The organism is Roseobacter sp. CCS2 (assembly GCF_000169435.1).
In the GTDB taxonomy this organism is placed as follows: Bacteria; Pseudomonadota; Alphaproteobacteria; order Rhodobacterales; family Rhodobacteraceae; genus Yoonia.
Window position 1 is genome coordinate 91,583 of record NZ_AAYB01000006.1, and the last position, 21,992, is coordinate 113,574.

Annotated in this window: 25 protein-coding genes and 1 tRNA gene; 15 read left to right on the forward strand and 11 right to left on the reverse strand. The window is 56.1% G+C overall.

What is annotated here, in order from left to right:
• The first annotated feature begins 89 nt into the window (after positions 1-89).
• From mbhE to RCCS2_RS15600, 12 genes are all read left to right on the forward strand, one after another.
• The gene (gene mbhE, locus RCCS2_RS15550) at positions 90-2,321 is read left to right on the forward strand and encodes a hydrogen gas-evolving membrane-bound hydrogenase subunit E (protein WP_008235972.1); all 2,232 of its coding nucleotides are present in this window, start codon (positions 90-92) and stop codon (positions 2,319-2,321) included.
• The gene (locus RCCS2_RS15555; RefSeq protein WP_008235974.1) at positions 2,318-2,737 is read left to right on the forward strand and encodes a Na+/H+ antiporter subunit B; all 420 of its coding nucleotides are present in this window, start codon (positions 2,318-2,320) and stop codon (positions 2,735-2,737) included. The genes mbhE and RCCS2_RS15555 overlap by 4 nt, the downstream gene beginning before the upstream one ends.
• A complete protein-coding gene (locus RCCS2_RS15560) occupies positions 2,737-3,093 on the forward strand; it encodes a Na+/H+ antiporter subunit C (protein WP_008235975.1) in 357 nt (118 codons plus the stop codon). Before RCCS2_RS15555 ends, RCCS2_RS15560 begins: the two co-directional genes overlap by 1 nt.
• A gap of 3 nt (positions 3,094-3,096) precedes the next feature.
• The gene (locus RCCS2_RS15565) at positions 3,097-4,590 is read left to right on the forward strand and encodes a Na+/H+ antiporter subunit D (RefSeq protein WP_008235977.1); all 1,494 of its coding nucleotides are present in this window, start codon (positions 3,097-3,099) and stop codon (positions 4,588-4,590) included.
• The gene (locus tag RCCS2_RS15570) at positions 4,587-5,066 is read left to right on the forward strand and encodes a Na+/H+ antiporter subunit E (protein WP_008235979.1); all 480 of its coding nucleotides are present in this window, start codon (positions 4,587-4,589) and stop codon (positions 5,064-5,066) included. The genes RCCS2_RS15565 and RCCS2_RS15570 overlap by 4 nt, the downstream gene beginning before the upstream one ends.
• Entirely contained in the window at positions 5,063-5,362 is a 300-nt protein-coding gene (locus RCCS2_RS15575) for a monovalent cation/H+ antiporter complex subunit F (RefSeq protein ID WP_008235981.1), read from the forward strand. The genes RCCS2_RS15570 and RCCS2_RS15575 overlap by 4 nt, the downstream gene beginning before the upstream one ends.
• On the forward strand, positions 5,359-5,667 hold the full coding sequence (gene mnhG / locus RCCS2_RS15580; protein WP_008235982.1) for a monovalent cation/H(+) antiporter subunit G: 309 nt from the start codon (positions 5,359-5,361) through the stop codon (positions 5,665-5,667). Before RCCS2_RS15575 ends, mnhG begins: the two co-directional genes overlap by 4 nt.
• A gap of 68 nt (positions 5,668-5,735) precedes the next feature.
• Entirely contained in the window at positions 5,736-6,968 is a 1,233-nt protein-coding gene (hydA, locus tag RCCS2_RS15585) for a dihydropyrimidinase (RefSeq protein WP_008235984.1), read from the forward strand.
• Positions 6,931-7,155, forward strand: a complete 225-nt coding sequence (locus RCCS2_RS18730) for a D-hydantoinase (RefSeq protein ID WP_008235986.1) — start codon at positions 6,931-6,933, stop codon at positions 7,153-7,155. Before hydA ends, RCCS2_RS18730 begins: the two co-directional genes overlap by 38 nt.
• Positions 7,156-7,157: 2 nt before the next feature.
• A complete protein-coding gene (locus RCCS2_RS15590) occupies positions 7,158-7,547 on the forward strand; it encodes a VOC family protein (RefSeq protein ID WP_008235988.1) in 390 nt (129 codons plus the stop codon).
• Complete coding sequence (locus RCCS2_RS15595; RefSeq protein WP_008235990.1) at positions 7,544-8,227, forward strand: aspartate/glutamate racemase family protein; 684 nt, start codon at positions 7,544-7,546, stop codon at positions 8,225-8,227. The genes RCCS2_RS15590 and RCCS2_RS15595 overlap by 4 nt, the downstream gene beginning before the upstream one ends.
• Positions 8,214-9,134 carry a dihydrodipicolinate synthase family protein gene (locus RCCS2_RS15600; protein ID WP_008235991.1) on the forward strand — a complete coding sequence of 307 codons (921 nt, stop codon included), beginning with the start codon at positions 8,214-8,216 and terminating at the stop codon, positions 9,132-9,134. Before RCCS2_RS15595 ends, RCCS2_RS15600 begins: the two co-directional genes overlap by 14 nt.
• A gap of 2 nt (positions 9,135-9,136) precedes the next feature.
• Here RCCS2_RS15600 and RCCS2_RS15605 read toward each other — a convergent pair.
• The 11 genes from RCCS2_RS15605 to RCCS2_RS15655 all read right to left on the reverse strand — a co-directional run bounded on the left by RCCS2_RS15605 (position 9,137) and on the right by RCCS2_RS15655 (position 18,378).
• Positions 9,137-9,213, reverse strand: a tRNA-Arg gene (locus tag RCCS2_RS15605).
• 53 nt (positions 9,214-9,266) lie between these two features.
• Positions 9,267-10,490, reverse strand: coding sequence for a cysteine desulfurase (locus tag RCCS2_RS15610; protein ID WP_008235992.1), 1,224 nt, complete (start codon positions 10,488-10,490; stop codon positions 9,267-9,269).
• On the reverse strand, positions 10,487-11,083 hold the full coding sequence (locus tag RCCS2_RS15615) for a YIP1 family protein (protein ID WP_008235993.1): 597 nt from the start codon (positions 11,081-11,083) through the stop codon (positions 10,487-10,489). Before RCCS2_RS15615 ends, RCCS2_RS15610 begins: the two co-directional genes overlap by 4 nt.
• The gene (locus RCCS2_RS15620) at positions 11,080-11,583 is read right to left on the reverse strand and encodes a YIP1 family protein (protein WP_008235994.1); all 504 of its coding nucleotides are present in this window, start codon (positions 11,581-11,583) and stop codon (positions 11,080-11,082) included. Before RCCS2_RS15620 ends, RCCS2_RS15615 begins: the two co-directional genes overlap by 4 nt.
• A complete protein-coding gene (locus tag RCCS2_RS15625) occupies positions 11,583-12,872 on the reverse strand; it encodes a SufB/SufD family protein (RefSeq protein ID WP_008235995.1) in 1,290 nt (429 codons plus the stop codon). Before RCCS2_RS15625 ends, RCCS2_RS15620 begins: the two co-directional genes overlap by 1 nt.
• On the reverse strand, positions 12,872-13,627 hold the full coding sequence (gene sufC, locus RCCS2_RS15630) for a Fe-S cluster assembly ATPase SufC (protein WP_008235996.1): 756 nt from the start codon (positions 13,625-13,627) through the stop codon (positions 12,872-12,874). Before sufC ends, RCCS2_RS15625 begins: the two co-directional genes overlap by 1 nt.
• Before the next feature lie 86 nt (positions 13,628-13,713).
• Positions 13,714-14,610 (reverse strand): hypothetical protein, encoded by an 897-nt coding sequence (locus RCCS2_RS15635; protein WP_008235997.1) that lies wholly within the window; start codon positions 14,608-14,610, stop codon positions 13,714-13,716.
• Positions 14,611-14,656: 46 nt separating this feature from the next.
• A complete protein-coding gene (locus tag RCCS2_RS15640; RefSeq protein WP_198007057.1) occupies positions 14,657-15,169 on the reverse strand; it encodes a hypothetical protein in 513 nt (170 codons plus the stop codon).
• A gap of 120 nt (positions 15,170-15,289) precedes the next feature.
• Positions 15,290-16,813, reverse strand: coding sequence for a Fe-S cluster assembly protein SufB (gene sufB, locus RCCS2_RS15645; RefSeq protein ID WP_008235999.1), 1,524 nt, complete (start codon positions 16,811-16,813; stop codon positions 15,290-15,292).
• 12 nt (positions 16,814-16,825) lie between these two features.
• Positions 16,826-17,857, reverse strand: a complete 1,032-nt coding sequence (locus RCCS2_RS15650; RefSeq protein WP_008236000.1) for a cysteine desulfurase family protein — start codon at positions 17,855-17,857, stop codon at positions 16,826-16,828.
• 56 nt (positions 17,858-17,913) lie between these two features.
• On the reverse strand, positions 17,914-18,378 hold the full coding sequence (locus RCCS2_RS15655) for an Rrf2 family transcriptional regulator (protein ID WP_008236001.1): 465 nt from the start codon (positions 18,376-18,378) through the stop codon (positions 17,914-17,916).
• 172 nt (positions 18,379-18,550) lie between these two features.
• On the opposite strand from RCCS2_RS15655, the gene RCCS2_RS15660 reads away from it, so the two are divergent.
• The 3 genes from RCCS2_RS15660 (at position 18,551) to RCCS2_RS15670 (ending at position 21,883) form a co-directional block, all read left to right on the forward strand.
• On the forward strand, positions 18,551-19,204 hold the full coding sequence (locus RCCS2_RS15660; RefSeq protein WP_008236002.1) for an alpha/beta hydrolase: 654 nt from the start codon (positions 18,551-18,553) through the stop codon (positions 19,202-19,204).
• Positions 19,205-19,206: 2 nt separating this feature from the next.
• Positions 19,207-19,662, forward strand: coding sequence for a hypothetical protein (locus tag RCCS2_RS18735; protein WP_008236004.1), 456 nt, complete (start codon positions 19,207-19,209; stop codon positions 19,660-19,662).
• Between the two features lie 142 nt (positions 19,663-19,804).
• On the forward strand, positions 19,805-21,883 hold the full coding sequence (locus tag RCCS2_RS15670) for a DEAD/DEAH box helicase (RefSeq protein WP_008236022.1): 2,079 nt from the start codon (positions 19,805-19,807) through the stop codon (positions 21,881-21,883).
• The last annotated feature ends 109 nt before the right edge of the window (positions 21,884-21,992 follow it).

Below are 21,992 nucleotides of genomic sequence, written 5' to 3' on the forward strand. Positions count from 1 at the left end.
TGTGCCTTGAAAGACGCTAACTCACCTCTAAGCGTATAATTATTGCTGACCGGAATATCACTTTGGATACTTCAACGCCTACTCGCTGGATGACGCCCGCCGGCCTTATTCCTGTTATCATCGCTGGCAGTTTATTCATCTGGTTCGCCCAGATGATCCCGGTGATCGGCGGCGGTGATACGCTGCGCTATGTGTGGGAATGGGTGCCAAGCCTTGGGGTCAATGTCAGTATCTATATTGACGGGCTTAGCCTGACCTTTGCACTGTTGATCACCGGGATCGGCGCGCTGGTGATGCTATATTCCGCGCGTTATCTGGCTGGTCACGTCCATCAGGCCCGTTTCTCACTTTATCTAACAAGCTTTATGCTGGCCATGATCGGATTAGTTATATCCGATAACTTATTGGCACTGTTTGTTTTTTGGGAATTGACGACAATTACGTCCTACCTGCTGATCGGCTTTAGTCATGACACCGTCAAGGCGCGCCGCTCTGCCTTACAGGCTCTTATGATGACAGGCGTAGGCGGGCTGGCATTGCTGGCAGGCATCATCTTGATCGGCACCACCGCCGGCACGTTCGAGATGTCAGAGATTAACGCGATGGACGGTGTCCTGAAAGACAGCGTGATGTATCTGCCCATCGTGCTGTTGGTGCTGGCTGGTGCATTTACCAAATCGGCGCAGATGCCATTTCACTTTTGGCTGCCCAATGCCATGGCGGCACCTACCCCGGTCAGCGCCTATCTGCATTCCGCCACGATGGTAAAAGCGGGCGTCTATCTGATGGCACGCACGCATCCGTCACTGGCTGGTACTGATTTCTGGCTTTGGACGCTGACGGTTTTTGGCGCGATTACGATGGTTTTTGCGTCCGTCATGGCCCTGCGCCAAACCGATCTGAAACTGGCCTTAGCCTATACAACGCTCATGGCACTTGGCGCGCTGACGCTGCTGTTAGGCAACGAAAGCGGGTATACGATTACGGCCGCCGCGACCTTTCTTGTGGTGCATTCGCTTTATAAAGCAGCACTATTCCTTGTCGTTGGCATTCTGGATGCGCAGACAGGTACACGTGATGCCAATAGTCTTTTTGGGCTTGCCCGTGCCTTGCCAATCACCGCGACGGCTGCGGCGATCGCGGCGTTTTCGATGGCAGGCTTCCCACCCTTCTTGGGCTTCATCGGGAAAGAGCTGAAATATGCTGGCGCCATTGCGGTCGCATCAGAGCCGATCTTTGTGGCTGGCGCTGTTCTAATATCAAGCGCGCTGATGGTTACCATCGCCGGTATTGTGTCTTTCCGTCCCTTCTGGAGCAAGTCAGGCACACCCATTCCCAACGTCAAAGAAGCACCTTGGCCGATGCTTGTCGGCCCTGTGGTCCTTGCCATCTTGGGTGCATTTTTTGGGATTTTCCCTGAAACGCTGGCCACGACTTTGGTCAACCCAACCGTCGCGGCGATCATCGGCAATGCGGAGGATGCAAAAGAGTTGCAGCTTTGGGCGGGCGTGAATTTGCCGCTGTTCTTAAGTATCGCAACCTTTGTGCTGGGCTTCACGCTCTATTTCTACAAACAGAAACTACGCGAGATCCTGATCGGCATGACCACGCGCGGTCCAAGCTTTGATAATGGCTGGGACAAACTGATGGCGGGTATCGCCTCTGGTTCAAAGGCGCTGACGCGGATGATCCAGACAGGTGTTCTGTATCATTACATGGTTGTGACGTTCGGCACCGCACTTGTCGTCCTTGCCGTTACACTATGGTTCCGCAGCACTGGTATCCCGGCCATGGGTGTGCCGCAGGTGGAATTGTGGGATTGGCTGGTGTTTGTGCTGGTGCTTTTGGGGGCGATCCTGACCCTTGTGACCAATTCACGCATCACGGCCATCGCGGGTCTTGGTGTGGTTGGCATTGGCATGGCGATGATCTTTATCCTTTACAGCGCGCCTGACGTGGCGATTACCCAGCTGTTGGTCGAAACGCTTGTGGTTGTTCTTTTCGCGGCCGCGGCGCTGAAACTGCCGCATCTGACGCCAGAGCCGCTGCGCAAGCGCTGGTTGGACGCCCTGATCGCGATCGGTCTTGGTGTTGTCACAACCGTTATTTTGCTGAAAGTGACGACCGGCCCGATTGATCGTGAATTGACCACGTTCTTTGAAACTGCCAGCTGGCCCGAGGCATTTGGCCAGAACATCGTCAATGTGATCCTTGTCGATTTCCGCGCGCTGGACACCTTTGGCGAAATCGCGGTTGTCCTGATTGCCGCAATCAGCATTTTTGCCCTGCTCAAAGCCAAGCCTGAGGAGGAAGAACAATGAACTCTGTCATCCTGATCGCGGGCGCACGCCTGCAAGCGGTCCTTTTGTTGGTTTTCTCAGCTTACATGCTGCTGCGCGGGCATAATGCGCCCGGTGGCGGGTTTATCGGCGGGCTAATCGCCGCGACCGGGTTCGTTGTCTACGCGATTGCCTGCGGCACCGCTGACGCGCGCAAGGCGCTGCGGTTTGACCCCGGCAGCATTGCCGGTGCGGGGCTTGGCATTGCCTTGTTCGCGGGCCTTATGGCGGCGTTATGGGGTGACGCGCTGTTCACCGGGCAATGGCTGTTTATTGGCGAGACCGAGGATGACAAGGGTATCCCCCTGTCCACCGTTTTGATTTTTGACATCGGTGTGTATCTGGTGGTTTTGGGCGCAATCCTGTCGATTGCCTTTTCGCTAGAGGAGGCTGTCTGATGGAACAATTACTTTCTGTTTTGATCGGCATTCTGGTGGCCTCTGCGGTTTATCTGATGCTGGCCCGCAATCTGCTGCGGTTCCTGTTTGGCCTGATCTTGCTGTCGAATGCCGCCAACCTGACGATCTTTGTCGGTGGACGCCTGACACCGGGCGCCCCGCCATTGGTGCCCGATGGCATGGACGCGCCTATCGGTGACGTGGCGAACGCCCTGCCCCAGGCGCTGGTGCTAACTGCGATTGTTATCGGCTTTGGCCTTTTTGCCTTTGCCCTCATCCTTGCCTTCCGCGCTTACCAAAGCCTTGGCACCCTGAATACCGACGAGATGCGCGTCGCCGAACCTAAAGAAAACTAAGACATGAGCTGGTATCTTACCCTTCCTCTGGTCATTCCCTTTGTGGCGTCGATCATCGCGTATTTGCTGCGGTCCTCGCCGCTGGGCGCATGGGTGTCGATCATTGGATCGGGGCTTGGGCTGATTGCGTCCATCGCGCTGATGGCGGTGGTGCTGGACGCAGGTGTAATTGCAGGGCAAATGGGCAATTGGCCTGCACCTTTCGGCATTACCTTGGTGGCTGACCTGTTGTCGGCGGTCATGGTGCTGATCACGGCGATCACAGGCTTTGCGGTGGCGATTTACGCCTTGAGCGACATCACCGAACGGCAGGCAAAACTGGGCTATCATGCCCTGTTCCAAATCTTGTTGGCAGGGGTGACAGGCGCCTTCCTGACCGGCGATCTGTTCAACCTTTATGTCTGGTTTGAGGTGATGTTGATCGCCTCTTTCGGCCTGTTGATCCTCAATGGCGGGAAAGAACAAATTGACGGCGGCGTGAAATATGTGGCGCTCAACCTGATCTCAACAATTCTGTTCCTGACCGGTATCGGCCTGCTTTACGGCATGACCGGCACGCTGAACTTTGCCGATCTGGCCTTGAAGGTCGAAGAGGTCGAAAACCAAGGCTTACTGACGGTTGTGGCCATGATGTTCATGGTGGCCTTCGGTGTAAAGGCCGCCGTCTTCCCGCTCTTCTTCTGGCTACCCGCCGCTTATCACACGCCCAGTTTTGCGGTTTCAGCCGTCTTTGCGGGTCTGCTGACAAAGGTTGGCGTCTACGCTTTGATCCGCATGTTCACGATGGTTTTTGACCATGATATCGGGTTCACGCATACGGTACTTCTCTGGGTCGCCTGTTTTACCATGGTAATCGGCGTCTTGGGTGCCGCGGCACAATCTGATTTTCGCAAAATTCTGTCGTTCCACATCATCAGCCAGATCGGCTATATGATCCTTGGGCTGGCATTGATGACGCCACTCGCCTTGGTCGGCGCGGTCTTCTATCTGGTGCACCACATCATCGTGAAAGCGAACCTTTTCCTGATTGCGGGTATCGCAAAGCGACTGACAGGCGGCACGGAAGTTTACCAGATTGGCGGCCTTTACAAATCCGCCCCCTTCCTGGCCATCCTGTTCCTGATCCCCGCGTTTTCACTGGCAGGTTTCCCGCCACTGTCTGGGTTCTGGGCGAAATACATCATCGTCAAAGCAACGCTGGATGTTGAGATGTGGTTTGTGGCCTTCATCGCCCTTGCCGTGGGGCTGATGACGATTTATTCGATGACCAAAATCTGGGCCGAGGCGTTCTGGAAACCGCACCCCGATGGGATCGAACCAGATCTGAAAACGCTGCCCAACAAGCCCGCACAAATCATTCCTGTGGCGGGCCTTGCGATCCTTACGATCATCATCGGTCTGAACCCCGAACCTTTTGTGATCTTCGCTGAACGCACGACCGCACAACTGCTGGACCCAACCGCCTATATCACCACCGTATTGGGGGAAACGCCATGAACCTGTTTCTTCTTAACCTTCTGCTGGCTGTGGTCTGGGCCGGGTTCTGGGGCAGCTTTACACTGACACAAATTGCCTTTGGTTTTGTGATTGGGTTTCTAACGCTTTGGGTGGCACAACCACTTTTTGGCGGGCCTAGTGGATATTACCTGCGCGCTTACCGGATCGTGCGGCTGATCCTGTTCTTCATTTACGATCTTTGCGTGTCCAGTATCCGCGTCGCATATGACGTGCTGACGCCGACCGATCACAGCAACCCCGCGATTTTGGAAATGCCGCTGGATGTCAAATCAGATATTGAAATCCTGCTGGTCACCAATCTGATCTCGCTGACGCCCGGCACGCTAAGCCTTGATGTGACACCCGATCGCAAGACATTGATCGTACACGCAATGTTTGCAGACGATCCGCAAGAGGTGATCGACAGCCTGAAATCCGGCATGGAACGTATGGTGAAAGAGGTATTCGAAGCATGACACCCGCAGAAATCTTGGATTGGTCGATTTACGCGACCTTCGTGATGGTCATGCTATCACTCGCTATCGCTTTTATCCGCTTGGCGAAGGGCCCGACCCTTGCTGACCGCGTTGTCGCATTGGACATGATGACGATCCTGATCATCGCAGTATGTGGTGTGGTGGCCGTTGCCACCGGGGTCTTTGCCATGCTGGACGTGGCCCTTGTGCTGGCGCTGGTTGGTTTTCTGGCGACCGTGGCGCTGGCCCGCTATGCCGAACGTCGCGATGTGCGCCAGAACGGAGACGACGCATGACAGAGATCATCATCTCGATCTTTTTGCTACTGGGTGGTTTCTTTGCATTGATCGCAGCCATCGGCATATTGCGCCTGCCAGACGTGTTGATGCGGATGCACGCATCCACCAAAGCCGGCGTTCTTGGCAGTAGCCTGATCCTGATCGCGGGTGCGATTTTCCTGCAAGAAATGGAAATCACCGCCCGTGTTGTGGCGATCATCGTGTTCTTGATGCTGACATCACCGATTGGTGCACATATGATCGGGCGCGCATCGGTAAGTGATTTGAAAAAGACACACGATAAACCGGACAATAGCGCCTAAAGCGCTTGCGAAAGCGGTGATCTGGCGGGCAACATAAGGCAACCAACTATTCCTGCGGAGCCGTCACCATGTCCGATCCATTTGACCTGCTGATCACTGGCGGCCAGATTGTGACACCCACGGGCATCGTCACCGGCGATCTGGGCATCCGGGGTCAGGTGATTTCCGCAATTGGCCCGCAGCTTGGCGCAGCGACCCAGACCATTGATGCCACCGGCAAATTCGTCATGCCCGGCGGCGTCGACCCCCACGCACATATTGAACAAATGTCCGGCATGGGTGTGATGAACGCCGATACATTTGAAAGCGCAACACGCTCTGCCGCGATGGGTGGCACTACAAGCGTCATTTCGTTTGCAGCACAGGCCAAAGGGGCCAAGCTGTCTGACACGGTGGCAGACTATGCCGCGTTGGCAAAGCGCGGCGCGATGATTGACCATGCGTTTCATATGATTGTCAGCGATACCGACGTGCCCAACTTTGCGGATGATCTGGCAAACCTGATCAAAGCAGGCCACCGTTCGATCAAAGTCTTCACCACTTACAACATCCAACTCTCCGATGCAGAAATCCTGCGCACCATGCAAATCGCACGCGCGCAGGGCGCGTTGGTGTGTGTACACGCCGAAACCGACGCCATCATCGCAGAGGCAAAAGAAGCCCTGATCACCGCTGGCAAAACCGCACCGCATTATCATGCCGCATCCCATCCGCGCATGGCGGAAATCGAAGCGATTGAGCGCATGTGCCGCTTTGCCGAATACCTTGGGCAACCGGTGATGATCTTTCATGTCTCCACCACTGAAGGGGCCGCTGCCGTGCGTGCCGCCCGTGCGCGTGGCGCACCGATCTGGGCCGAAACCTGCCCCCATTATCTATTCATGACCGAAGACATCCTACATCAAGACGGGCTGGAGGGTGCTAAATGGATGTGCTCACCCCCGCAACGACAAGCAGCCGATCAAGAGGCCTTGTGGGATGCGCTGAACACAGGTGACCTGCAAGTCGTCTCTTCAGATCATGCGCCCTACCGCTATGATGAAACCGGCAAACTTTCGGCCGGGCCTGATGCCGCCTTTCAAGATATCGCCAACGGTTTACCGGGGCTGGAAACACGCCTGCCACTGATGTTCGATGCAATGGTCAGCCAAGGACGCGGCGGGCCAGAGGCATTCGCCAAACTCACAGCAACCGCGCCTGCCGAAATCTACGGGCTGCAAACAAAGGCCGCCTTGCTGTGGGCATGCATGCCGATATCACGCTTTGGGATCCCGAAAAATCGTCACCTATGGCGCGAATGATCTGCACGACAACGTCGGCTATAACCCGTGGGTTGGACGCAGGATTACCGGCTGGCCCACTGATGTCTGGCTGCGCGGCACGCAGATCGTTCAAAACTGTGCGTTCACCGCCAAACCCGGCAGCGGCGCCTGGATTGACCGCCCGACATTGGCCGCGCAACCCACTGAACCCCAACGCCAAGGATAGACATGCCCCGCCCCGACACACCAAACACCCTTGCCATCACCTTTCTCTATTACCGCGACCTGCCCACGGCGATGCGGTTTTATGAAGACGTGCTTGGCCTGCCTCTGGCCATTGATCAGGGCTGGTGCAAAATCTACGAAATCTGCCCCGGCGCGCATGTCGGCTTGGTTGATGAAACCCGCGGTATGAACAAATGGCAGCCGGTGAAAACGGTGCAGCTATGCATCCGCGTGCCGGATGTGGACGCGTGGTATTCCTACGCAAAGGAAGAAAACCTCGACGGTCTGTCAGAGCTTTTCATCAATGATGAAATCGGCATCCGCGCCTTTGTGTTCAACGATCCCGAAGGCTATCAGGTTGAAATCCAAACAGCGACGCGGGTCGGCGCATGAGTGGCGACACACTGATTGTTATCAACCCCAACTCCTCGCAGACCGTGACAGATGGGATCAAACTGGCCATCGACCCTTTGCGCAAATTCGGCACGCCCATCCGCTGTCTGACCCTGAAAGAGGGGCCACCGGGCATCGAAACCCAGCAACAAGGCGACATGACGATTGGCCCCATGCTGCGCCTTGCCGCCAGCCAAAAGGACGCGGCAGGTTACGTCATCGCATGCTTCGGCGATCCGGGGCTGCACGCACTGCGCGACCAAACGGCCTTGCCCGTCATCGGTATTCAGGAAGCCGCCGTGATGACCGCCCTCACACTTGGGCAGCGCTTTGGTGTGATTGCGATACGGCCCGCGTCGATCCCCCGCCATTTACGCGCCTTTGGCGCTATGGGCGTATTGGACAGGCTCGCCGGTGACCGCGCATTGGGCCTTTCGGTGGCCGACCTCGCTGACGCGGACAAAAGCCTTGGTGCGATGATTGCCACTGGCAAACGCCTGCGCGACGAAGACGGGGCCAATGTGCTGATTATGGGATGCGCTGGGATGGCGCACTATCGCCGTGCGCTGGAGATTGAAACCGGACTACCCATTGTCGAACCCTGCCAAGCGGCCGTCGCGATGGCGCTTGGCCAGATTGCCCTGAACCTCAGCCATAAAGGAACCAATGATGCTGGATGAAACCGCCAAAGGGGTCTTTACCATTGCAGTCACACCCTTCCTGCCCGATGAGTCTTTGGATTGGGACAGCGTCGATCGCATGGTTGATTTCTACATCGAGAAAGGCGCAACCGGCCTGACGATCCTTGGCATGATGGGTGAAGCTGGCAAATTGACAGCCGACGAATCCATCGCTGTGGTCAAACGTGTCACAGCACGCAGCACAGTGCCGATTGTCGTGGGCGTTTCGGCCCCAGGATTTGCGGCGATGAAAACACTCAGCGATGCGGCGATGGACCTTGGTGCGGCAGGCGTCATGGTCGCGCCCCCCGGCAGCCTGAAAACAGACGATCAGATACTGACCTATTATCACAACACTGCCGAGGTGCTGGGCGATGCCCCTTTCGTGTTGCAGGACTTTCCACTGGTCACGAATGTGGTGATCCCGACCAAAGTAATCCTGCAAATCGTGGCAGACTGCCCGACCTGTGTGATGCTCAAACATGAAGACTGGCCCGGTCTGGAAAAGATCAGCACGTTGCGCGCCGCCTCTGACGCTGGGGCCCGGCGCATTTCGATCCTGTGCGGAAACGGTGGACTTTATCTGCTGGAAGAGATGCTGCGCGGTGCGGACGGGGCGATGACCGGCTTTGCCTACCCCGAAATGATGGCGCAGGTCGTGCGCGCCTACAATGGCAAAGATCTGGATCACGCCCGCGACATCTTTGACGCCTATATGCCTATGGTGCGCTATGAGGCACAACCGGGGCTGGGGCTGGCGATCCGCAAATACACGCTGGCGCAACGCGGTGTCATTGCGCACGACAGCTTGCGCAAACCCGGCGCATCACTGAGTGCGGTAAGCAGATCAGAGGTTGATGCATTAGCACAGCGACAAATGGCGCGACTGAAAACACTCGGTCTATGAAATGGCGCACCCGAGAGGATTCGAACCTCTGGCCTCTGCCTTCGGAGGGCAGCGCTCTATCCAGCTGAGCTACGGGTGCTTAGATGTGTCTATAGCTGTGCGCCCTGCCCCTCGCAACGGCAATGACGCATCTTAGGCAAAAAGATCATGGCATAGTTCAAGCGCATCAATCAGCACATCAACCTCGTCGGTGGTGTTATACACGCCAAAAGACGCGCGGCAGGTCGCCCCCACGCCCATGCTTTCCATCAATGGCATTGCGCAATGGGTGCCTGCGCGGACCGCGACGCCCTTTTTGTCCAACACGGTTGAGATATCATGCGCATGTGCAGCACCATCCAGCGTGAACGAAAAGATCGCGCCCTTTGTGGCCGACTGCCCCTGCACATTCAGCCAATTTAGCCCATCAAGCCGGTCGCGGGCATAATCGCGCAAACTCTGTTCGTGCAGAGCGATCTGATCCATGCCGATATCCATCATGTATTCCAACGCCACACCCAGACCAATCGTCTGCACGATCCCCGGTGTGCCCGCCTCAAACTTCATCGGTGGATCATTCCATGTGACCGCATCGCGTGTCACATCGCGGATCATGTCACCACCCCCCATGAACGGACGCATTTCAGCCATACGTTCTTTGGTGACATAAATAGCACCAGAGCCGGATGGCCCATAAAGCTTGTGTCCCGTAATCGCGTAAAAATCACAGCCGATATCCGCCACATCAACGGGCATATGCACGGCCGATTGGCTGCCATCGACCAAGACAGGCACGCCTTTCGCATGGGCGCCTGCCGTAATTGCTTTGACGTCCACTACTGTGCCTAACACGTTGGACATATGAGTCACGCCCACCAGTTTGGTCTTTGGTCCAATCGCATCAATCACCTTCTGGGGATCCAGATCGCCATTGGCATCCACATCAACCCATTTGATCACAACGCCCATGCGTTCGCGCAGAAAATGCCACGGAACGATATTGGCGTGGTGTTCCATAATCGACAGGACGATTTCATCGCCGGCTTGCATACGCGGCATGGCCCAGCCATAGGCCACCATATTGATGCCTTCGGTGGTGCCGGAATTGATGATGATGTCATCTTCGGACGGCGCATTCAGAAAGCGCGCGATAATCCCGCGCACGCCTTCATAGCGTTCCGTGGACAGGTTGCTCAGGTAATGCAAACCGCGGTGCACATTGGCATATTCTTCGCCATAGCCACGCGTGACCGCATCAATCACCACCTGCGGTTTTTGGGCAGAGGCCCCATTGTCAAGGTAGACCAGCGGCTTGCCGTTCACCTCGCGCGACAGGATCGGAAAATCACTACGGATTTTTGCAATATCAAGGCTCATGCGACACCCCCTGCTGGGCCAATGCCCAAGATAGCCAATGCGATGCCCGCCAAAAGGGCTGTGCCGATCAATGCCAGAAAGACCGCGACAAGCGCCTTTCCAAGATTATTAAAGGCATGCAGCACATTGATAAAATTCATGAAACACCAGATCAAAGCGCCCAATGACAACAACCCAAAGATCGATGCAATCGCAGGGCTGATCAGAACAAGCACGACCTGAACCGCCTCAAGTGTCAGGCTGATAGATTGGAACCAGACAATGATGGTAAGCGAGCCATGCAAAGTGCCTGCCCCACCCATGATTTGGCCTGCGTAGAAAATGCCGAACACAAACATCACCAGAAAGATGCTGATGATCGCAACAAACCCGAAGGGCGACACGGCAAAAGCTTCTTCCTGAAAGGCCACCGGCGCAGGCGAGATCATTTGCAACAGCACCACAAGGATCACGTTGAGCACAGCAACAAGCGCCAAACCCGTCCATAACGCATCCCGTGGAACGTTCATTTCGATGACTTTGCGCGCGCTGTCAGACGGCTCCATGATGCTGATCCAGACGGCCCGCATCCATGTTTGAAAATCTAGTGTCATGCTTTGCTTTCAGCTTCGCGCAAGGTTTGAACCCATATGATAAGAAACACAACCGCACCAATCACACCAACAAGTGCGGCCTGACTGCCCGGCCCGATCAACCCACGCACCAGCCCGTAAAACAAGAAAAGCGGCGACGTCGCCAGCAACGTCCAAAACAATGCAAGACGTGCGCCGAACCAGCTGCCTTTGCCGCCAAAAACCTTTGCAATCAGGTGCGACAGGGCCGCGACGCCGTACATGAACAGCGGCAGAATAATAACCGCGCTGAAGAACGTATAGGTCATCATCCCCTCAAAGTTCATTTCTGGTGGCCATGGCGATGGCTCGTATCCATCGGCCACACGCCGCAGGCGCGGCCATTGCGCCACGAAGATCAGAAAACAACTGACCATAAGGTACATGATCGCACGGTCTTCACGCCGACCCTGCCCCAGCAAATCGCGCATCACGGCACGCGGCCTGCGCCAGGTCCGTACTATGTCGTTTGTGACAGGCATTAGCTGTGCCGTGACAGCCAGCCTTCCAGCCGGTCCCGCAGTTCTTCTGACAATCCTTCGTCTTCAATCTCGTCCAAAGCCTCGGCCAGGAACGACAAGGTCAGCAAATTGCGGGCGTCGTCATGCGACACACCGCGAGAGCGCAGATAAAACAAAGCAGTTTCATCAATCGCACCAGAGGTCGAGCCATGTGAACAGGCCACGTCATCGGCGTAGATTTCCAGCTCTGGCTTGGCAAGAAAGACACTGTCGTCATCCAGCAAAAGCGATTGGCTGATCTGATAGCCATCGGTTTTTTGCGCGCCGGCCTTGACCAAAATCTTACCTTGGAACACGCCTGTCGCCCCGTTGCGCAACACCTTTTTGAACACCTGACGGCTTTCGCCGTTCAACGCGTCATGGGTGATGAATACCGTATCGTCGTGATGAAAATCAGTGCCGTCGCCGACGCAAACGCCAGCCACATGCGCCACCGCATCATCGCCAACAATTTCCAAGACGCATTCATTACGTGTCAGCACACCGTTGAATGTCAGCGTAAAGGATTTGAACGTTGAATTGGCCGCAATTCTTGCAAAACAATGCGTTACAGCCCGGCGTTCATGATCGCGCCCTTGGGCACGGATATGGTGAAAGGTGCCGCCTTCGGCCACGTCAACCTCAAGCAGTTTTGAAAAACGCGCCGCAGCCGGGCCCGTTTCCAACAGCGTGACCTCGGCGCCCGCTTCAACCTTGACCATGTTGTGCAAAATCGCGTCGGACGACACGTTTTTATGCAGGTAGATAAAGTTGATCGGCTTGGTGGCCTTGCCTGTCACACGGATCACCACGCCATCAGTTGCAAGCGCTGTATTCAACGCCGCTAAGGGGCGGTCCACCGGCGTCTGCCCGCGGGATTCCAAAACGCCATAAAGGTCTTTGGCCCAATGAATATCGGTGGTCATTGCATCCGCAAGGCGGTCAATCTCAACCCCTTCCGCGCTTAGATCGTCCGAAGCTTCGGAATCAAAAACACCGTCGACAAAGACAATTTTCACTCGGTCAACGGCATCGAAAAGCGGGCCTTCGTCATTGCGAAAAAGGGCGGCTTCTGGCGCAGCCAGCGTCGTCAAAGACGTTGGATCGGTATATTTCCAATACTCATCACGCTTTGTCGGCAGGCCCATCTGGCGCACACGCGCCATCGCATCTGCCCGCGCCGCATTACCCCAAGCAGCGCCGTCCTGCGGCACCTCCACATCGGCCAATCGCGCCTCTGTGGTCTCTATTTTCAGCTTCGCCAACGCCATCAGGCCACCTCTGCCAAAATATCGGCATAGCCATTGTTTTCAACTTCAAGCGCCAGTTCCGGGCCGCCGGATTTCACGATGCGACCATCGGCCATGATATGCACGACATCAGGCTTAATATGGTCCAGCAGGCGCTGATAGTGTGTGATCACAAGGAAAGATCGGCCTTCAGAACGCAGGGCATTCACGCCTTCGGACACCAGTTTCATGGCGTCAACGTCCAGCCCGGAGTCCGTTTCATCCAAGATGCACATCTTTGGCTCTAGCATGGCCATCTGCAGGATTTCATTGCGCTTTTTCTCACCACCAGAGAAACCCACATTCACGGGGCGTTTCAGCATATCCGCATCAATTTTAAGGCTCTTTGCTTTGGCGCGAACTTCTTTCAGGAAATCAGCCGCGCTCATCTCATCTTCGCCACGCTCTTTGCGCTGCGCATTCACAGCCGTCCGCAGGAACGTCATGTTGCCCACGCCGGGGATTTCAACAGGATATTGGAATGCAAGGAAAAGACCCGCTGCCGCGCGCTCTTCGGGTTCCATACCCAGCAGGTCTTCACCCTCCAAGGCTGCAGAACCGCCCGTCACTTCATAGCCGTCCTTGCCAGACAGCACATAAGACAGCGTCGACTTGCCAGATCCATTCGGCCCCATGATTGCATGCACCGTACCGGGTTCGATTTTCAGATCGACACCCTTGAGGATCTGCTTGTCTTCTTCTTCCAGTTTGACCTCAAGGCCTTTGATGTTCAGCATGTCATGCTCCTTATATTTCTGCGGGCGGTACAACCGCGATGTTGTTTCAGGCGTCCGTCAAAAAGATCAGCCACCGGTCTTATTCCTTATTGGCCTGGCGGACCAGCAATGGTGTGCACATGCCGCAACGCCACCAAAAGGCGTTGCTTTGCAGCTTCTGCAATGTCCTCCAGGTCACTGTCCTGCAGGTGCGAAAATGATTTGGTACTACGTTTGATGAACCCATTTCCTTTGGCCATACGTGCCGCCAGCTTGGTCTTGAACACCTCTTTTTGCAGCACAGGATGAAAGACGCTGTCGCGAAGGTCAGGATCATTTTTGATGGCGTGGATCAAGATATTCGGATCGGTTTCAACCGAACCGTTGACAAACCATGCGGGGGCAAGCGGAACCAAATCACCAATCGTCAATTCCGGGTCAGCATGCGCATAAGTAAAAGTAAACAGCTCATCATTCGGAACATTGAACGCCCGCAGTTTTTGCTTTGATGTCTCTTGGCGCAGTGCAAACAACCGATCAAGGGCACGGCCCGAAAACCGCGTCAAGGCAAAGATCGCGCGATGCGGCTCAAGCGGTTTTAGGGCTTGGGTGAAACGGTGCAAAGGCTGGTTAAACGGCGACGGACTAACGCCAAGTATATCACAATGATCCGCTTCGGCTGCCCTAAACAGCGATGTCGGATCACCGGTAAACACGACATCCGGTTCGATCAGCCAATAGTTATCATATTTCGGAAAGGCCTGCCGCAGCGCATAGTAAAAATAATCGCCACACCGCCAACCCCAGTCCGGCGTAATCCGCAGGCCTTGCGCCTGCACCCAGTCGTCGTTGATGTCGATAATCGGCACATCAAGGTTCAACGCGTCGGTACGGTTGTGGAAAACAACAGCAACATCATCGCCAAAGACATGCTTCAGGCGCTCTAGCAGATCAATCTCTGCTTGCGTCCACATATTCGTGCGGATGGCGGCCATCACTTTCATGAGGCACCTCCACCGTCACAAACGGCTGCATCAGTGCTGGATTGCCCTAAAGGGTAAGTACGGCCGCACCCCAAACCAGGCTTAATTCTTCGGTCTGCTGCAAAACCTGCTGCACATGCGCGTCGGTGTAGATATACGCCATCTGCTCTGGCCACCGCCAGATCAGGTTGTGCCCGGCCACCATCATCGCACCGATACCCGCCAACTGGCCGATCCGATCGAAGATATGACGCTTGCGCAGCAATGTTGACAACAAAAGCATGGCCCAAAATGCCACAAAAAGCTCCAGCGCCAGCATGACGTCGCTGTCGAGGCTGAGGCCAAAGAACCGGATCCGTACCACCTGCGCGAACATCAGCGCCACGGCGCCGATGACCATAGCGACAATAAATTTGCCCAGATACGAATCCTCGTCGTGTTGCACCTTTTTCTTGATCTGGTCGCGCGGCACGCGTTTGGGGATATGCATCCCCAAGTCGGGATCGTAATACGACTTGTTGCGTGGGTTCTTGATCCGCTTTACCCGCGCGTTGAAGTCGTTGATATCCTGCTTCACCATGCCCATGCGCCACGATCCCATGAATTGCTTGTTCAATGCTTAATGGCATCGAACTAGGGCAAGAAATGGGCCGCGCCGTGACGGTGACGCGACAAATATCGTGGTTAACGTGTGGCATCACTAGCCGACAGAGCCTTCCAGCGAAATCGCGACCAGCGCCTGCGCTTCCATCGCAAATTCCATCGGCAGCGCTTGCAGCACTTCCTTACAGAACCCGTTCACGACCAAGGCGACGGCCTCTTCCTCGTCCATCCCGCGCGAGCGGCAATAGAACAGCTGATCGTCATCGACCTTAGATGTTGTCGCCTCATGTTCCACCCGGGACGAATTGTTCTTGACCTCGATGTAAGGCACCGTGTGCGCCCCGCATTTGTCGCCAATCAGCAGGCTGTCGCATTGGGTATAATTGCGCGACGCCTGCGCCTTGGGGTGCATCGACACCAAACCTCGATAGGTATTCTGCGCCTTACCCGCGCTGATGCCCTTGGACACAATCCGCGATTTCGTATTCTTGCCCAGATGCACCATCTTTGTGCCGGTATCGGCCTGCTGCATATTGTTGGCGATCGCGATGGAATAAAACTCGCCTTGGCTGTCGTCGCCGCGCAAAATGCAGCTTGGATACTTCCAAGTCACAGCTGACCCCGTTTCCACCTGCGTCCACATCACCTTGGACCGGTCACCGCGGCAATCTGCGCGTTTGGTCACAAAGTTATAGATACCGCCATTGCCATCCTCATCACCGGGATACCAGTTCTGGACGGTGGAATATTTCACCTCGGCATCTTCCTCGATGATAATTTCAACCACAGCCGCGTGCAGCTGGGCTGTATCACGCTTGGGCGCAGTACAGCCTTCAAGATAGGACACATATGACCCCTTATCGGCGATGATCAGCGTCCGCTCAAACTGGCCGGTGTTTTCGGCATTGATGCGGAAATAGGTGGACAACTCCATCGGGCAGCGCACACCCGGCGGAATGTAGACAAAGGACCCATCGGAAAAGACAGCCGAGTTCAACGTGGCATAAAAGTTGTCAGACGGCGGCACGACGGTGCCCAGATACTTCTTCACCAGCTCAGGGTGGTTCTCAATCGCCTCGGAGATCGAGCAAAAGATTACACCCGCTTTCTTCAGTTCAGCCTGAAAGGTCGTGCCCACAGACACACTATCAAACACCGCATCCACAGCGACCTTGCGGCCCTCGGCAGGCGCATCCTCGGCACCTTCAACACCCGCCAAAATCATCTGCTCTTTCAGTGGGATGCCCAGTTTTTCGTAGGTGGCGAGCAATTTCGGATCGACCTCATCCAAGGACTTCGGCTTTTCTTCCATGCTCTTGGGACGCGCATAGTAATAGATGTCCTGAAAGTCGATGTCAGGATAATTGACCATCGCCCATGTGGGTTCTTCGATTTTTTCCCAGCGTTCAAAGGCCGATAAACGCCATTCGGTCATCCACTCTGGTTCTTTATTCTTGGATGAAATCAGACGCACGATATCGGGGTTCACGCCCTTAGGCGCATACTCCATCTCGATCTCGGTTTCCCAGCCGTATTTATAATTGCCAGAGAGTTCCTTGACCGCATCCACGGTGTCCTGATCAACGCCTTCTTTGACCTCAACGGTATCCAAAGCTGTCATCTTGTCATCCTCTCAAGCGGCCCTGCGCCGCGCTCTTTTTTCGCTCCAGGCCTGCACAAATTGCATGACCTCATCTTCCGTCGTCTCGATGCCCAGTGACACGCGAATTGCGCTTGATGCCACCTCATCGCTCAATTCCAGTGCTTGTAGCACCCGGCTTGTCTTGACCTTGCCGCTGGAACAGGCAGAGCCTGCTGATACGGCAAAACCCGCCAGATCCATCGCCATCACTTGCGTTTCGCCTTTCCACCCCGGTGAGGCGAAACAACTGGTGTTCGGCAGACGATCCAACCCTTTCCCGACAAAAATAGTACTCTTTTCGGCGGCCTCAATGGCTGTTTCTAGAATATTTCTAAGTTTGGCAACCCGGTCCCATTTTCCTGCTGCCAAATCAGCCTGTGCAGCCGCCGCAGCAGCACCCATGCCAGCAATCGCAATCACGTTTTCGGTACCGGACCGGCGGCCCATTTCCTGCCCGCCCCCTTTGATTTGAACTGCAACATCAGTGCCTTGTGGAAAGATCAACGCGCCAACACCTTTGGGGCCACCAAACTTGTGGGCGGACAGAAAAACCATCCCGATGCCAGACCACGAAAACGCAAAGGGCACTTTGCCAAAGCCTTGGGTAATGTCGCTGACGGCCAATCCTCGCGGCAATGCCTGAACAATCCCTGTCTCAGAATTCGCCAATTGCACCGCAGACCCCGCCGGATCATCCACCTGCACCGCGCCATGCACAACCGGTAAACATGGATCAACCCAAGCATGCACCGCTTCATGTTCAATCGGGGCCGCATGCAATCCACGGCCCGCCAAAGCCAGCGCCGCCGCCTCGGTCGCTCCAGACGTAAACACCACATCCGCACCGGACGCGCCAACGGCATCGGCAATCTGCGCACGCGCCGTTTCAACAATCCCCTTCGCCGCACGCCCCTCAGCATGCACAGAAGACGGGTTGCCGACCACATCCATCGCCGCAATCATCGCCGCCCGCGCCTCTGCCCGCAAAGGCGTGGTCGCATTATGATCCAGATAGGTTCTCATATCTTCTCATGTTCAAAAATACCTCGGGGGAGGCCGAAGGCCGGGGGCAGCGCCCCTTATGTCACCTCATCAACCACTTCAAACAACGCTGGCACCGCCGGACACGGGGCCAATTCATTGCTCACCACATCGGACAACCGCGCCTGATGCAAAAACACATAAACATGCGCGCTTAATCCTTCCCACAACCGGTTCGTCATCGACTGCGCACGCGAACCGGAGGCCGCACCGGACGCCCCTGCCCCTTTATGCATGGCTGATACGGTTTCATCCACCGCACCCAAAATCTCAGACACCCGAATATCTGCGGCAGGCCGCGCCAAACGGTATCCACCACCCGGCCCCCGCACAGAATCTACCAATCCCGCACGGCGTAGCTTGACGAAAAGCTGCTCAAGATAGGGCAACGAAATATCCTGACGCTTCGAAATCTCGGTCAGATTCACCAGCGCATTGCCGTCTTGCAGCGCCAGATCAGCCAAAGCGACCATCGCATAGCGGCCTTTGGTGCTTAGTTTCATCAGCATCCCCCCGAAATACAGGCGTAATTTCATTGACGGCGCGGTGCTGCATCATTACTCCACCGTGACCACGACAATTAAGGCCATCGCCCTAGTTTAGAATCTTTCTAAGGTGTCCAAGCATTTTCGTCAAGAATGCGACAAGGACCAATAGCAGTAACGGAAAACACGTATGCCCGAAGTCATCTTTCCCGGACCCGAAGGTCGCCTTGAAGGCCGCTATCACCCGCAAAAAGACCGGGACGCGCCGATTGCGATCGTACTGCACCCGCACCCGCAGTTCGGCGGCACCATGAACAACCGTGTGGTCTATAATCTGCACTACGCATTCTACAACATGGGTTTCACCGTGCTGCGCTTCAACTTTCGTGGCGTAGGCCGCAGTCAGGGCGAATACGATCAAGGGGTCGGCGAATTGTCTGATGCGGCCTCTGCCCTCGATTATCTGCAGTCCATGAATAACAATGCCAAACATTGCTGGGTTGCAGGCTTTTCATTCGGCGCATGGATTGGGATGCAGCTGTTGATGCGCCGGCCAGAAATTACGGGCTTTATCTCGGTCAGCCCACCGGCCAATATGTACGACTTCAGCTTTCTGGCGCCCTGCCCGTCATCGGGTCTGATCATCAATGGGTCCAATGACCGGGTCGCCCCACCTGCCGATACCGTCAGCCTTGTGAACAAATTGCACGAACAAAAGGGTATCACGATTACACATGATGAAATGGAAGGCGCGGGACACTTCTTTGAGGATCCGCATATGGACCCTATGATCGACACTGTGCGCACCTACGTACGCCGCCGCCTGACAGAGAACACGCGCTAACCATGGCCGATAGCTACGTCCAAACTGTTGCTGGTGAACTTGCCGATTTGACCTTGGCGGATGCACGCATGTCCGGCGATGATCACATCGTGGACACCATCGGCGAAATTCTGGGCGCGTCATCACAAACCCTGCAAGAGGCATTTTTGACAGCCGTCCGCGTCCGCCGCGCCGAGGCACGGGCCCGCGAACTGCTGACACAACGATCCGGCAAATTCAAAGTCGGGTCCCATATGATCACTGACGGCCACCAAACCTTCGACGCAGAGGCGGTTGACGGCGACGCAATCGAAATGCCAGCCAGCGCGTCTGAACCAGCGCAAGCCACGGAACCGCAAACCGAAGAGGACGCCGCGTTCGCCGATGTGCTCAACACACTGGACGAGTTTCTGCAAACCGATGCCCCGGCCGATGATGAACCAAAACCCATCTCGCCCCAGAAACCATCCCGCCGCTAGGCGTGGCACACGCCCACAGCTCTTCAAACGGCTGACCTGATGCACAGCTGTGTCAAACGCAGCGGCACCCGCTATTTACACTATACAAACACGGACTACAGGCGTAGGGCGCAGGTCTGACGCCGCCAGAAAGCCTATTGATATGATCACGACCCTCGCCGATGCCCTTGCCAAACAAGGCTATACCGACCTGACACCTGTGCAGGAGGCCGTGACGGATGATGCGCTTGTTGGTCAGGATCTTTTAGTATCGGCACAAACCGGGTCAGGCAAAACCGTTGGTTTCGGACTGGCGATTGGGCCGACAATCTTGGCCGAGGACGGCACGTTTGGCCCTGCGGGTCGCCCGCATGCGCTGATCATCGCCCCAACCCGCGAATTGGCCCTACAGGTCAAACGCGAGCTTCAGTGGCTTTATGCAGGTGCAGGTGCTACCCTCGCGTCTTGCGTCGGCGGCATGGATTTCCGCGATGAACGGCGCAGCCTGGAACGTGGTGCGCATATCGTCGTGGCCACCCCGGGCCGCCTTCGCGACCACATCATGCGCGGCACGATTGATCTGTCCGATATCAAGGCCGTTGTGCTGGACGAAGCCGACGAGATGCTTGATCTGGGTTTCCGCGAAGACCTCGAATTCATTCTGGGCGAAGCACCACCCGAGCGCCGCACCCTGATGTTTTCGGCCACCGTGCCGCCGATGATCGCGACCCTTGCAAAATCCTACCAGCGCGACGCCGTGCGCATCGCGACCGCCACCAAGGAAAAGCAGCACAGCGATATTGAATACCGCGCGCTATCTGTCGCCAACCATGACACAGACGCAGCCATCATCAACGTCTTGCGCTATTATGATGCACCCAACGCCATCGTTTTTGCCAACACCCGTGCGATGGTCACACGGCTGACGACGCGGTTGTCGAACCGGGGTTTCTCGGTTGTGGCCCTGTCTGGCGAACTGACCCAATCCGAACGCTCCAACGCGCTGCAGGCCATGCGCGACGGCCGCGCCAAGGTCTGTGTGGCAACAGATGTCGCGGCACGTGGCATCGACCTGCCAAACCTAGAATTGGTCATTCACGCCGAATTGCCCACCAACGCAGAAACCCTGCTGCACCGCTCTGGCCGGACTGGCCGCGCAGGGCGCAAGGGGATTTCGGCGATGATCGTGCCTGCGAAAATGAAACGGCGCGGTGAAAACCTGCTGAAATGGGGCAAGCTGACGGCGACCTGGGCCACACCGCCCACAGCCGAAGAGGTGCAGGCCCGCGACGAAGAACGCCTACTGACGGATGAGGTATGGTCCGCCGATTTCACCGAAGACGAACAAGCCTTTGCCAAACGCCTGCTGGACCAGCACGACGCGGAAAAAATTGCCGCCGCCTACCTGCGCCTTTATGCAGGCAAGCAATCGGCACCTGAATTTATCTCAGAATACAAAGACGGCCCTGCCGCCAAGGAACGCAAACCGCGCGAGGCAAAATCCTTTGGCCCATCCAAATGGTTCAGCATCGACATCGGACGCGAAGGCAAGGCCGAGGCGCGCTGGCTATTGCCGATGATCTGCAAGGCCGGGGGCATTACCAAGAACGAAATTGGCGCGATCCGCATTCAGCCCAATGAAGCCTTCATCGAAATTTCTGCCCCCGCCGTCCCGGGTTTCCTGAAATCCGTGGGCAGCGACATGAAGTTGGAAAATCAAGGCACGCTCAAAGCGCTGGATGGCGCGCCGCAACTGGGCGAACGCGGCCCGCGCAAAACCAAACGCGACTATGATGACAGGCCCAAGCAAGGCGGCAAACCAAAGCGTGACTACGGTGACAAACCCAAACGAAACGCGCCGCGCGATCAGGCCCCGCCACCGCCATCGCAACAAGATGATGTTGCTGCAATTCAACCGATCCCCGGTGCGGCTGACGACTATAAAGGGCGCAAGCCACGCCACAAGCCAGCCCGCCGTGATCACGGCGAAGCACTGACCGAAAAGCGCGGCAAGCCACCTTACAAAGGCAAATCCGACGGCAAGAAACCGGGCCCAAAGGGCAAATCCGGTTACAACTCTGACACAAAACCCCGTGGGGGCGGTGGCGGAAAGCCAGGCGGCAAACCTGCCGGTAACGCCAAAGATACCTCAAAAAGGTTCGTTCCACCGGGCGGAAAAGCCAAGCCGCGCAAGGGCTTAGGCAAAGGTGGCAACGCAGCCCCCCGGCGCGGAAAGTCCTAAAACCTGACCCATTGGTCACATTTTTGTCACGTCACAAGCATGTTGCGGGCCAACCCTCTCGTCAGATTGCAACTACGTTCAGTAGTGTAAAGTCACGCATAAGCTTAAG

Bases quoted from the DNA above. Each gene is read 5' to 3' on its own strand.
- mbhE (WP_008235972.1), top strand. From the start codon at position 90: ATGACGCCCGCCGGCCTTATTCCTGTTATCATCGCTGGCAGTTTATTC.
- RCCS2_RS15555 (WP_008235974.1), top strand. From the start codon at position 2,318: ATGAACTCTGTCATCCTGATCGCGGGCGCACGCCTGCAAGCGGTCCTT.
- RCCS2_RS15560 (WP_008235975.1), top strand. From the start codon at position 2,737: ATGGAACAATTACTTTCTGTTTTGATCGGCATTCTGGTGGCCTCTGCG.
- RCCS2_RS15565 (WP_008235977.1), top strand. From the start codon at position 3,097: ATGAGCTGGTATCTTACCCTTCCTCTGGTCATTCCCTTTGTGGCGTCG.
- RCCS2_RS15570 (WP_008235979.1), top strand. From the start codon at position 4,587: ATGAACCTGTTTCTTCTTAACCTTCTGCTGGCTGTGGTCTGGGCCGGG.
- RCCS2_RS15575 (WP_008235981.1), top strand. From the start codon at position 5,063: ATGACACCCGCAGAAATCTTGGATTGGTCGATTTACGCGACCTTCGTG.
- mnhG (WP_008235982.1), top strand. From the start codon at position 5,359: ATGACAGAGATCATCATCTCGATCTTTTTGCTACTGGGTGGTTTCTTT.
- hydA (WP_008235984.1), top strand. From the start codon at position 5,736: ATGTCCGATCCATTTGACCTGCTGATCACTGGCGGCCAGATTGTGACA.
- RCCS2_RS15590 (WP_008235988.1), top strand. From the start codon at position 7,158: ATGCCCCGCCCCGACACACCAAACACCCTTGCCATCACCTTTCTCTAT.
- RCCS2_RS15595 (WP_008235990.1), top strand. From the start codon at position 7,544: ATGAGTGGCGACACACTGATTGTTATCAACCCCAACTCCTCGCAGACC.
- RCCS2_RS15600 (WP_008235991.1), top strand. From the start codon at position 8,214: ATGATGCTGGATGAAACCGCCAAAGGGGTCTTTACCATTGCAGTCACA.
- RCCS2_RS15610 (WP_008235992.1), bottom strand. From the start codon at position 10,490: ATGAGCCTTGATATTGCAAAAATCCGTAGTGATTTTCCGATCCTGTCG.
- RCCS2_RS15615 (WP_008235993.1), bottom strand. From the start codon at position 11,083: ATGACACTAGATTTTCAAACATGGATGCGGGCCGTCTGGATCAGCATC.
- RCCS2_RS15620 (WP_008235994.1), bottom strand. From the start codon at position 11,583: ATGCCTGTCACAAACGACATAGTACGGACCTGGCGCAGGCCGCGTGCC.
- RCCS2_RS15625 (WP_008235995.1), bottom strand. From the start codon at position 12,872: ATGGCGTTGGCGAAGCTGAAAATAGAGACCACAGAGGCGCGATTGGCC.
- sufC (WP_008235996.1), bottom strand. From the start codon at position 13,627: ATGCTGAACATCAAAGGCCTTGAGGTCAAACTGGAAGAAGAAGACAAG.
- RCCS2_RS15635 (WP_008235997.1), bottom strand. From the start codon at position 14,610: ATGAAAGTGATGGCCGCCATCCGCACGAATATGTGGACGCAAGCAGAG.
- RCCS2_RS15640 (WP_198007057.1), bottom strand. From the start codon at position 15,169: ATGGTGAAGCAGGATATCAACGACTTCAACGCGCGGGTAAAGCGGATC.
- sufB (WP_008235999.1), bottom strand. From the start codon at position 16,813: ATGACAGCTTTGGATACCGTTGAGGTCAAAGAAGGCGTTGATCAGGAC.
- RCCS2_RS15650 (WP_008236000.1), bottom strand. From the start codon at position 17,857: ATGAGAACCTATCTGGATCATAATGCGACCACGCCTTTGCGGGCAGAG.
- RCCS2_RS15655 (WP_008236001.1), bottom strand. From the start codon at position 18,378: ATGAAACTAAGCACCAAAGGCCGCTATGCGATGGTCGCTTTGGCTGAT.
- RCCS2_RS15660 (WP_008236002.1), top strand. From the start codon at position 18,551: ATGCCCGAAGTCATCTTTCCCGGACCCGAAGGTCGCCTTGAAGGCCGC.
- RCCS2_RS18735 (WP_008236004.1), top strand. From the start codon at position 19,207: ATGGCCGATAGCTACGTCCAAACTGTTGCTGGTGAACTTGCCGATTTG.
- RCCS2_RS15670 (WP_008236022.1), top strand. From the start codon at position 19,805: ATGATCACGACCCTCGCCGATGCCCTTGCCAAACAAGGCTATACCGAC.